We start from the raw sequence: 11317 nt of genomic DNA on the forward strand, positions 1-11317 counted from the left end.
TTAAAGGAATTCAAGAAACTCCCTTTTCCGCCCTCCTCTTTTTTACTCAGCAACTCCCAAAGTCGTGCCTCGGTTGCTACGACTCTCGGAATCGGCGGCGTCGGCCACTTTCTGCGTCTTCTCGCTCCAGCCGCCGCCCAGCACCTTGTAGAGCGTAATGCGATTATTCTGCTCGGTCAGGCGCAGCGAGATCAGCGTCTGCTGCGCGCTGTACAGGGAGCGTTGCGACACCAGCGTGCTGAGGTAACTGTCTATGCCGGTGCGATAACGCGCATCAGACAGTTTGTAACTCTTCTCGTAAGCGGCAGCGACCTTCTGCTGCGCGGTCAGGCGCTGATCCAGCGTGCTGCGCTCCGCCAATGCGTCGGCCACTTCACTGAATGCCGTTTGAATGGCTTTCTCGTAGGTCGCCACATCGATATCGCGGGTGATCACGGCGGCATCCAGGCTAGCCCGATTGCTGCCGGAGTTGAAAATCGGCAGGTTGATCGATGGCGCAAAACTCCAGGCGCCGCTACCCGCCTTGAACAATCCGCCGAGACTGCTGCTGGCCGTGCCGCCATTGGCGGTCAGTGTGATGCTAGGGAAGAACGCTGCGCGTGCAGCACCGATGTCGGCATGCGCGCCAATCAGGGTATGCTCCGCCGCCAACACATCGGGACGACGCAACAGCACGTCCGACGGTAAATCGGCGGGCGTACTGAGCAACGCGGCCGCCGTGTCAGGCAAACGAGCAGGCAACAATCGAGCATCAAGCGTCGCGCCGACCAACAGATTGAGCGCATTGATATCCTGCGCCACCTGGCTGGTGTAGCGGCCCACATCGGCACGTGCCGATTCGACACTGGCTTCCTGGTCCGCCAGATCAACGCCTGACACCGTACCGATCTCATGACTGCGCTGGCTCAGCTCATAGGTGCGGCTCTGGCTCTTGAGCGTGTCTTGCGCCAGCTGCAGCAATTCCTGATCCGACGCCAGCTTCAACCACGCCGCAGCGACTTCCGCCACCAGGCTGATGTGCGTGCTACGACGGATTTCGATCTGATATCGGTATGTTTCCAACGCCGATTCGCTGAGATTCTTCAAGCGGCTGAAGAAATCCAGTTCATAGGCGCTGACGCCCAGCGTAGCGCTGTACTGGCGCGATGTAGTCGCGTTGCCGGCACTAGACAACGTGCCCGGCGTACGGCTGGCGGTTCCCGAACCAGTTGCACTGACCGCCGGATAACGCGTTGCGTCTTCAATCCGGTATTGCGCGCGCGCCTTCTCGATATTCAATGCAGCGACGCGCAAGTCGCGATTGTTTTGCAAAGCCTGCGCAATCACTTCGCGCAGGCGTTCATCAATGAAAAAATCCTGCCAGCCGATATTTTCAGCAGCGACGGTGGCAGCGTTACCCCGTGCAACAACGATGTTCTTGCCATCCACCGTCTGCGCCCAGTTGGCCGCCACCGGCGCCGCCGGCTGCCGATAGTCGGGCGCCAGATTCACGCAACCGCCCAGCAGCATCGCCAGCAACAATGTCGATGCAAGTCTAAGTCCAGGCAAGGATCGCTGCGGCATGATTTTGCTATCTCTCTCAATGCGCATCACACGCCTTCCTTTCCATTTGCAGCGGCTTTCGCCTTGCGCTTGTCCATCCATGTGCCGATCAAATAATAGAACAGCGGCACGAAGAAAATTCCGAGTATGGTTGCCGACAACATGCCGCCCAGCACGCCGGTGCCGATTGCGCGACGGCTGGCCGAACCGGCGCCCGAAGCAATCGCCAACGGCAACACGCCGAACATGAAAGCCAGCGACGTCATCAGAATCGGCCGCAAGCGCAGTTGTACGGCTTCCAGCGTGGCCTCGCGCAAGGATTTTCCGGACTCGTGCAGTTGCTTGGCAAACTCGACGATCAAGATCGCGTTCTTCGCCGACAAACCCACCGTGGTCAGCAAACCGACCTGGAAGTAAACATCGTTGGACATGCCCAACACCCCGGTCAGCAACACCGTTCCAACGATACCCAGTGGCACGGCGAGAATCACGGCGAACGGCACCGACCAGCTTTCATACAACGCGGCCAAGCACAGGAATACAAACAAGATCGAGATCGCGTACAGCATCGGCGCCTGATTGCCGGACAGACGTTCCTGATAGGACGAACCGGTCCATTCGTGGCCGATGCCGGCGGGCAGTTGCGCCGCGATACTTTCAACCTCTTTCATGGCGTCACCGGAACTCACGCCCGCCGCCGGCTCACCGACAATTTCGAACGAAGAGACGCCGTTGTAACGTTCCAGCAGAGACGGGCCGAAGCTCCACTTGCTGGTCGTGAATGCGCTGAACGGCACCATTTGGTTGGCTGAATTGCGCACGTACCACTTGCTCAGATCGTCGGTCTGCATGCGGAACTGCGCATCGCCTTGCACATACACTTTCTTTACGCGGCCATTGTTGAGGAAGTCATTGACATAAGTGCCGCCCATTGCGGTCGCCATCGTGTCGTTAATGTCGCTGGTGGCGATGCTCAGCGCACCGGTCTTGCGGTCGTCGATATTGACCACTAGTTGCGGCGTGTCGTCCAGGCCGGTTGTGCGTACGTTGGCCAGGCGCGGATTCTGCCGCGCCAGTTGCAGGAACTGATCACGCGCCTTGACCAATTCTTCATGGCCAACGCCGCCGACATCCTTGAGTTCGAAATCGAAGCCGGAACTCTGGCCCAGTCCGCGTACTGCCGGCGGGCTCATCAGAAACACGCGTGCGCCGCGAATCTTGCTGAGATCCGCATTGGCGCGCCGTACCAGCGCCGAGGCACTGGCATCGTCGCCGGTACGCTCGCTCCAGTCCTTGAGCTTGATAAAGGCGCGCGCGCCGTTCTGGCTGTTGCCGCCGACCCCGGCGCCAACAATGGCCAGCACGGAATCGATCACTTCCGGCTTGCTGAGGAAGTACTCCTTGACGGTGCCCACCACGGCGCGCGTCTGCTCCGCCGTGGCGCCGGTCGGCAACTGGATCTGTGCCATCAGCACACCCTGGTCTTCTTCCGGCAAGAAGGAAGTCGGCAGGCGCATGAACAGCACGCCCATTACCACCACCACTAAAGCATACGCCAGCAGACCACGCTTGCCGCGCGATAGCAGGCCGCCGACTCCGGAACGATAGCTCCCTGCGTTGCGCTCAAAGGTGCGATTGAACCAGGTGAAGAAGCGCCCTTGATTCGTCCCATGCGTGCCGGGCGCATGCGGCTTGAGCAGCGAGGCGCACAACGCCGGCGTCAGCGTCAATGCCACCAGCACCGACAAGCTCATTGCAGCGACGATGGTGATCGAAAATTGGCGGTAAATCACGCCAGTGGAACCGCCGAAGAAGGCCATCGGCACGAACACAGCCGACAGCACCAGCGCAATACCAACCAGCGCGCCAGTAATTTCCTGCATCGACTTACGCGTGGCTTCCTTAGCGCTGAGCTTCTCTTCGCTCATCAAGCGTTCGACGTTTTCCACCACCACAATGGCATCGTCCACCAGCAAACCGATCGCCAGCACCATGCCAAACATGGTCAGCGTGTTGATTGAATAACCGAACATCGCAAGCACGCCGAAAGTCCCCAGTAGCACCACCGGCACAGTGACCGCCGGGATGAATGTGGCGCGGATATTCTGCAGGAACAGGTACATGATCAGCACCACCAGCACCACCGCTTCCAGCAGTGTCTTCACGACTTCTTCCAGTGAGATGCGCACGAACGGCGTGGTGTCGTAGGCGATACTGCTCTTGAGCTGCATCGATGCCGGGAAATACGGCTCCAGTTCGGCTATCTTGGCCTGCACGGCTTTGGAAGTAGCCAGCGCGTTGGCGCCGGTCGCCAGCTGGATCGCCAGCGCCGACGACGGCTTGCCGTTCTGCCGCGACGCGACCTGATAACTTTCGCCACCCAGCTCGACACGCGCCACATCGGACAGCTTGACTAAGGAACCGTCAGTTGATGATTTAACAATGATGTTGCGGAATTCCTCGGGCGTGGTCAGCTTGCTGCGCGCGGTGATGGTGGCGTTGATCTGCTGACCGGAAACAGCTGGCAAGGCGCCGATTTCACCGGCGGACACTTCGGTGTTCTGCGCTTGCAACGCGCTGGAAATATCGGATGGCATCAACGAATACTTTTGCAGCTTGGCTGGATCAAGCCAGATGCGCATCGCATAGTTGGTGCCGTAGGCGGTAACGTCGCCCACGCCTTCGACGCGGCTGATCTGGTCGGTCAGCGTGCTACTGATGAAGTCGCCAATATCGGTCGAGGTAATACGGGGATCTCCCGAAGACAGGGAGATCACCATCAGCGTATCGGTAGATGCCTTGGTGACGGTCACGCCGTTGTTTTGCACCGCTTGTGGCAGACGCGCAGTCACCTGCTGCAACTTGTTCTGCACCTGCATCTGCGCGACATCGGGATTGGTGCCTGCCGTGAACGTCAGCGTGACGCGGGCAGTACCTGCCGAGCTGGAGGTAGCCGACATATATTGCAGATTGTCGAGCCCCTTCATCTGTTGCTCAATCACCTGCGTGACTGAATCTTCCAGGGTCTTGGCGGAAGCGCCGGTGTAGGTCGCGCTGATATTGACTTTAGGAGGCGCAATATCGGGATACTGCTCCAGCGAGAGGCTGCGGATGGACAGTAAGCCACCCAGCATGATCACGATCGCGATGACCCATGCAAAGATGGGCCGGTCTATGAAAAAACGTGCCATATACGCCCCTTACTTCGCTGCCGCGAGCGCGGGCTGCGAGGCATTGTTCTTCGGCGTATTTAACGTATCGCTCATGTCGATCGCGCGCGGCACATCGCCGTTGCGCACTTTTTGCAGACCATCGACGATCAGCTTGTCGCCTGCCTTCAGGCCGGCGCTGACCCACCAGTTGTTGCCAACTGCACGCTCTACCGTGAGCAGACGCTGCTCGACTTTGCCGCCAGCGCCCAACACCAGCGCGGTAGCCGTGCCGGTGACGTCGCGGCTGACCGCCTTCTGCGGCGCCAGTATGACATTGTCGCTGACACCATTTTCAAGGACGGCACGGACGTAAGCGCCCGGCAGCAGGATGCCATCCGGGTTGGGCACCACTGCGCGCAACGTGATCATGCCAGTACCGGTGTCAACGCTGAGCCCGCTGAACTCAAGCTTGCCCTGCTGCGCGTAGGTGGAACCGTCTTCCAGCACGATCTTCACCGGCGCCGCATTATCGCCACTCTTCTTGATCTTGCCGCTGTCCAGCTCTTTGCGCAGGCGCAGCAGGTCGACGCTCGATTGTGTGACATCGACGTAAATCGGATCGAGCTGTTGCACCGTGGTCAGCGTCGCAGTCTGTTGCGCCACCACCAGCGCGCCCGGCGTCACCGTGGATTTTTCAATACGGCCGGAAATCGGCGACACAATGCGCGTGTAATCAAGAGCGATCTTTGCCGTCTTCACCGCCGCGCGCTGCACCTCAACATCGGCCTGGTTCTGGCGTAGCGTGCTTTGCACGTCGTCGTTGTCCTGCTTGCTGACGGCGTCAATCTTGTCGAGCTCGGTGTAGCGTTGCGCCTTGAGTTTCGATGAATTCAGGGTCGCTTCGGCTTTCAGCAACGAAGCCTTGGCGCTGTCGTATGCCGCCTGGTAACTGGCCGGATCGATCTGGTACAGGGCTTGGCCTTGCTTGACCGCAGAGCCTTCCTTGAACAAGCGCTTCTGGATGATGCCGCCGATTTGCGGGCGGATGTCGGCGGTCAGATAAGCTGTCGTGCGCCCCTGCAATTCAGTGGACACGGCCTGGCGCTGCGGCTGCAAGACGATATAACCGACTTCGGCAGTAGCTGCCACCGGCTTGCCGTCTTGCCGGGAACAAGCAGAGAGCGCCAGCACCAGCGCGGCACAACAAACCGCCATACGGCGCGGCGAACGCGTGACGACACCCAGCGAAGGGAACGCAAGAATCTGTTTTTTTGAATGCAATGGGGACTTTCAGCCCGCCGTCGCCTTGGTAGTCAGGCATCGTCCGGGCGCAATGAACTATGGGACTGCCCATCGTAAGATGTAATTGTGAAGGAAATATGAGGAATACCACGCCCGTAAAATATCGCCACTGATGCACGCAAAATTGCTAGACTGGCTACTTTCTTCGATCAACGGCAGGCGCGCGTCCTGTTTGCGCCCCTCTCCGACAACACCGTGCGCGATTTGATTTCGACCACCATTGCAGGTATCTACCGGCGCTTCTTCGCGCAGGCCAGCATCCGCCTCAAACTGTTCTGCGCCATGCTGGCGCTGATCGTCGTTGTGATCTTCGTCATGGGCGCCACGGGGCGCTACATCTTCAACCGCGACTTCCTCGGCTACCTCAATGAACAGACCCAGCAACAAATGGAAGAGCTGGTCCCACGCATCGAGCAAGCCTATCGCGCTAACGGCAACTGGGACTTCATCAGCGACAATCCTCGCGCCTGGTTCCAGTTGCTGAAACCTGTAATCGTCGAGCGAGAGGGCCTGGATGTCGCCAACATCGGCCCCGACGGCATGCCGTTGAGCAAGGCCTTGTCCAAGCCGGCGCCGACCGCTGCCGACTTGACCGGCGCCACTTTGCGTATCTCGCTATTGGACGCCCAGCGCAAACTTGTCATCGGCTATCCCTACATCGGTTCGCACGCACGCATGCGCCCCATCATGCGCGATAGCGAAATCGTCGGCTGGATCGTACAAACGCCTTTCGAAAACGTCATCAGCGCGATCGACCTGCGCTTTCAGCACAGCCAGTTGCTGGCACAACTGATCATCGGCGTGGCCGCCATCATGCTGGTCGGCCTGATCGTGATACGTATTTCAGGCGTCTTGTTGAAACCATTGGTGCGCGTCGCGGGCGCCACCCACAAACTGGCTGGCGGCGACTATGCGATTCGCGTCGAAGTTGAAACAGCGGATGAAGTCGGCCAGTTGGCGCGCGATTTCAACCAGTTGGCGATGACACTGGAACGCAACGAGAAACTGCGGCGCGAATTCATGGCCGATGTTTCACACGAATTGCGTACGCCGCTCGGCATTCTCAACGGTCAGCTCGAAGCGCTGGAAGACGGCATCCTGCAACCGGACGAAGCTACCGTGCGGTCAATCAAGAGCGAAGTCACGCACCTGAGCAAACTGGTCAATGACTTGTACGACCTGTCGCTGGCCGACGCCGGCGCGCTGACCTACCGCAAGACCGACATCGATCTGGCCCAACTGCTGCGCACCACGATGCAATCGTATGAAGACATGTACCGCAGGCATGGGCTGACGCTGCAAGCACAACCCTTCCCTGACGCCATGCCGATACACGCCGATGCAGGCCGGCTGCAGCAACTATTCAACAATCTTTTTGAAAACAGCCTGCGCTACACCGATGCCAACGACGGCAGCGGCAAACTTGTGGTGAGTTGCAGGGAGGAGCAGCAATACTGGATCGTGCAGTTTGACGACAGTGCGCCGGGAGCAGATGCTGCCGTACTGAGCTGCCTGTTCGAACGCTTCTACCGCGCCGACGCCTCGCGCAATCGCGCCAGCGGCGGCGCCGGCCTGGGCCTGGCAATTTGCCGTCGCATAGTCGAAGCCCACCAGGGTGAAATCCGCGCCGAAACGTCACCGCTGGGCGGCCTGCGCCTGATCGTCCGCCTGCCGGTCGGCACTGTACCGATCACCAAAGGAGCGGCAGCTTGAGCGCTCCCACCTTCCTATTCGAAGCGCCAAAGGCCGCCGACATCCTGATCGTCGAAGACGAACCCAAGCTGGCCGAGTTGCTGCAAAAGTACCTGGCGGCGGCAGGCTACACTTCGCGCCACATCGCTCACGGCGACGCTGCCGTTCCAGAGGTGAAGGCCAACAAGCCCGACCTGATACTGCTCGACATCATGCTACCCGGCCGCGACGGCTGGCAGATTTGCCAGGAGCTGCGCGGCTTCACTGACGTTCCGATCCTGATGCTGACGGCGCGCGCCGAAGAAGAAGATCGCCTGCGCGGCCTCGAACTTGGCGCCGACGATTACATTTGCAAGACACCATTCAGCCCGCGCGAAATTGTCGCACGCGTAAAAGCCATGCTGCGCAGGAGTCGGCGCGAACAAGAAGTCTCCACACGCAATGACAACGCCGGCGGCAATGCGTCCACTCTGAAAATCGACGACGTGCGCCACCAAGCCAGCTTCAACGGCATGCCGCTGAATCTAACTCCGCTGGAATTTCGCCTGTTGAAGACCTTCTCCTCGGCACCCGGCCAGGTATTTTCGCGCGACCAATTGCTCAATCATCTGCACAACGAATACCGCTCCGTCACCGATCGCGCCATTGACACCCACATCAAGAACCTGCGGCGCAAGCTCGAACCGTTCTTTCCCGGACACAATGTCATTCAAGCGATTTATGGACTGGGTTATGTCTTTGACGAGAACATGCCGACCGATCCGTCTTGAGTGTCAGCGAATTCATGGCCAAATCAACACAATCTTGAAGCGGAAAATCCCAATAAAAAGCATCCCTCATTCACACTGTTAGACACTGATCAGCAACGCACAACGCTCGTTGGAAATGCATCCCTGGTAAGGCAAGGCGTGATGTTAATATCTCAGCTCAGTCGATCGTTTTTCGCCAATCCCATCAAATTCCAGCCATCGTGTCAAAAGCCAGCCCTCCCGACTTTCATAGCGGCTCCGACGAAGGCCGCGCCGTAGCCCTGCACTATCCGCGTGGGCAACGGATAGACCCGCACTCGCACGAATGGGCGCAAGTCTTGTATGCCGTGGCCGGTGTCATGTGGGTCGAAGTAGGCCATGAAGCGTTTATTGTCCCACCCCAAAGGGCAGTCTGGCTGCCGGCCGGCACGGTTCACTCGATTCACATGATGAGTGCGGTACGGATGCGCAATCTCTACTTCCCAGAACGCAAAATCGGCCACCTTAGCAAGCGCAGCGATGTGTTTGAGGTCAATGGCTTGTTGAAGGAGTTGATTACGACGATCGCCGAAGGTGAAAATGAAAGCGACGAAAAATATCTGCAAGCCGCGTATCGTCTGACCGTGCTGGAGCTTGCGCGCGCACCGCGCTCATCGCTACGGATTCCCTTGCCGGACCAATCGGACCGCCGGCTTGACGCGCTGTGCCGGGCCGTGATCGAGAATCCATCGATCGCGCTCGGCTTCGAGCAGCACGCCGCTGTGGCCGGAGCCAGCGTACGCACCCTGTCACGACTGTTCCGCAGCCAGCTAGGCATCGGCTTTTCCGAATGGCGGCGTCAGGTTCAACTAGCGGTCGCCTTGTCGCAGCTGGCGGAAGGCCACTCTGTCAGCCACATCGCCCGCTCCCTGGGATATTTACCGAGCAGCTTCAGCGACATGTTCCGCCGCGAGCTGGGCGCGCCACCCACAGAATTCGATCCTGGCGAAACGCTCAGCGAGCCTTTACGGACAGCTTCCGGCCCGCGAAACTAAGCCTCCCAACGCAATGGCCGCTGTTGTTGCGGTCAAATACAAATAAACCCAAAATCCCTTCTGTCCGAAATTCGAAAGCTTTTGTCCCAACCAGCCTGAACAGGCCTATTAGAATTTGATCATGAGCTGCATGAGCATGCTTACTAACCGATCCAAGGGGAGCAAATTCGATGAAAGCGATTCAATTCAAATCTTTCGGCAGTCCGGAAGTGCTTGAGCACTTGAGCGTCTCCAAACCATTGTGCGATAGCGACAGCGCAATTGTTCAAGTCAAGAGCGCATCGGTAAATCCAAGCGATGTCAAAAATGTATCAGGCCATTTCGAGCATACGGTGCCGCCGCGGATTCCTGGGCGTGACTTTAGCGGCGTCGTGGTGGATGGTCCCGCCGAATGGCTTGGAGCCGAAGTGTGGGGAACCGGCGGCGACATCGGCTTCACACGCGATGGCAGCCACGCCGAATTCATCAAGCTGCCTGTCGGCGCCCTGGTGCGCAAACCCGCCAACATCAGCCATGAACAAGCATCGGCAATCGGCGTGAATTTCGTGGTTGCCTGGCTCGGCACCGTGGATTACGCCAAGCTGGTGCAAGGCGAAACCATCGCAGTGATCGGCGTCAGCGGCGGCGTCGGCGGCGCCGTGACACAGATCGCCAAAGCGCTCGGTTGCCGCGTCATCGGGATTGATCGCAGCGCGCCGCTTGCCGAATCGCCGGCAGCGCGCCTGATCGATGCCTACCTGCCGTTGGATGAGACCACCCAGCAACGCATGAAGGAACTCGGCGGCGCCGATGTGGTGTACGACGCGGTAGGCGGTGTCGCCTTCGAAGCGGCACTGGGGCTGGTCAAGCGGCGTGGCCGCGTGGTCGAGATCAGTGCAACGGGAAAACGGCGCGTCGATTTTGATTTGATCGATTTCTATCACAACGAAACGCAACTGCTGGGCGTCGACAGCGCCAAGCTTGGCGTGCTGGAATCGGCAAGACTGATGGCAGCACTGGTCGATGGCTTTGAAAGCGCCAAATTCGAGCCACCGGTGATCGCCCATCGATACAGCCTGGAGCAAGCGCGTGAGGCCTACGAAACTGTTGCCGGCGGCGCCCGCGGGCGAGTTGTAATCAATATGTGATGCGGTCACGCCAGACCTGGCGGGCTTTTTGAAACCGATCTTACAACCCAAAATCAGACAGGAATTATCATGAAAGCATATCTCATCTCATTAGCCGTCGGCATCGGCGTTGGCGTGATCTACAACCTGGTAGACGTGAAATCACCCGCGCCGCCGACGATTGCACTGGTGGGCCTACTCGGCATGCTGGCCGGCGAGCATTTGATCTCCTATGTAAAAACCTTGCTGGCTTAGCTGGCTTCTGCCATTGCAAGATGGCAGCCTTCTACACTGCCTGGTTCCAAGCATTCTGACAAACAAGTTTAGCCACACGTTTCGTAGGAAAGTTATCTTGTCGCACAAAAAAACGATCCTACGCAAACCAGATCTGATAACCCGCATGTTTTGATTCGGCAGTAGCGGCCTATTGGCCACAACACGACATCCGCCTCGGCCAGTGGATTAACTGCGCCGATTGGCCGCCTGCCGATCGGCAAAGACTGCCGACATCCTGATCGTCGAAAACGAACCCAAGCTGACCCGGACACAATCTCATTCAAGCGATTTATGGATTGGGTTATGCCTTCAACGAGAACATGCCGACCGATCCCCATTGAGTGTCCGCGAATTCATGGCCAGGTCAGCACTGTAGTGGTCAAGTAATCCCGGACACTGCCTTAAGTTTTTCTTCGGCCACTGCCGGCGCGAGTCCGTCATTGAACTGATGCGGCCGTATCCAG

At 58.7% G+C, this 11317-nt stretch carries 8 protein-coding genes; 5 read left to right on the plus strand and 3 right to left on the minus strand.

What is annotated here, in order from left to right; translation table 11 throughout:
* Positions 1-42: 42 nt before the first annotated feature.
* The 3 genes from ACIPF8_RS14035 to ACIPF8_RS14045 are packed head-to-tail and all read right to left on the minus strand — an operon-like array spanning position 43 to position 5909.
* Positions 43-1563, minus strand: a complete 1521-nt coding sequence (locus tag ACIPF8_RS14035; RefSeq protein ID WP_400421866.1) for an efflux transporter outer membrane subunit — start codon at positions 1561-1563, stop codon at positions 43-45.
* Positions 1564-1589: 26 nt separating this feature from the next.
* Positions 1590-4733 (minus strand): efflux RND transporter permease subunit, encoded by a 3144-nt coding sequence (locus ACIPF8_RS14040; protein ID WP_400421868.1) that lies wholly within the window; start codon positions 4731-4733, stop codon positions 1590-1592.
* A 9-nt stretch (positions 4734-4742) separates the two neighbouring features.
* Positions 4743-5909, minus strand: a complete 1167-nt coding sequence (locus ACIPF8_RS14045) for an efflux RND transporter periplasmic adaptor subunit (RefSeq protein ID WP_400421896.1) — start codon at positions 5907-5909, stop codon at positions 4743-4745.
* Between the two features lie 282 nt (positions 5910-6191).
* Between ACIPF8_RS14045 and ACIPF8_RS14050 the strand changes: the two genes are divergently transcribed.
* From ACIPF8_RS14050 to ACIPF8_RS14070, 5 genes are all read left to right on the plus strand, one after another.
* Positions 6192-7709: an ATP-binding protein gene (locus ACIPF8_RS14050; RefSeq protein ID WP_400421869.1), complete on the plus strand. Its 1518-nt coding sequence runs from the start codon at positions 6192-6194 to the stop codon at positions 7707-7709.
* On the plus strand, positions 7706-8458 hold the full coding sequence (locus ACIPF8_RS14055) for a response regulator (protein ID WP_400421871.1): 753 nt from the start codon (positions 7706-7708) through the stop codon (positions 8456-8458). The genes ACIPF8_RS14050 and ACIPF8_RS14055 overlap by 4 nt, the downstream gene beginning before the upstream one ends.
* Positions 8459-8658: 200 nt before the next feature.
* Entirely contained in the window at positions 8659-9471 is an 813-nt protein-coding gene (locus ACIPF8_RS14060; RefSeq protein WP_400421873.1) for an AraC family transcriptional regulator, read from the plus strand.
* Positions 9472-9641: 170 nt separating this feature from the next.
* Positions 9642-10598, plus strand: coding sequence for a zinc-binding alcohol dehydrogenase family protein (locus tag ACIPF8_RS14065; protein ID WP_400421875.1), 957 nt, complete (start codon positions 9642-9644; stop codon positions 10596-10598).
* A gap of 69 nt (positions 10599-10667) precedes the next feature.
* A complete protein-coding gene (locus ACIPF8_RS14070) occupies positions 10668-10832 on the plus strand; it encodes a DUF1427 family protein (protein ID WP_400421876.1) in 165 nt (54 codons plus the stop codon).
* Positions 10833-11317: the final 485 nt, after the last annotated feature.

The sequence above is a fragment of the Collimonas sp. NPDC087041 genome (genome assembly GCF_044745265.1).
Lineage (GTDB): Bacteria > Pseudomonadota > Gammaproteobacteria > Burkholderiales > Burkholderiaceae_D > Collimonas.

What these genes read in the sequence shown, in the direction of transcription:
- ACIPF8_RS14070 (WP_400421876.1), top strand. Translation starts at nt 10,668, where the DNA reads ATGAAAGCATATCTCATCTCATTAGCCGTCGGCATCGGCGTTGGCGTG.
- ACIPF8_RS14065 (WP_400421875.1), top strand. Translation starts at nt 9,642, where the DNA reads ATGAAAGCGATTCAATTCAAATCTTTCGGCAGTCCGGAAGTGCTTGAG.
- ACIPF8_RS14040 (WP_400421868.1), bottom strand. Translation starts at nt 4,733, where the DNA reads ATGGCACGTTTTTTCATAGACCGGCCCATCTTTGCATGGGTCATCGCG.
- ACIPF8_RS14035 (WP_400421866.1), bottom strand. Translation starts at nt 1,563, where the DNA reads ATGCCGCAGCGATCCTTGCCTGGACTTAGACTTGCATCGACATTGTTG.
- ACIPF8_RS14045 (WP_400421896.1), bottom strand. Translation starts at nt 5,909, where the DNA reads ATGGCGGTTTGTTGTGCCGCGCTGGTGCTGGCGCTCTCTGCTTGTTCC.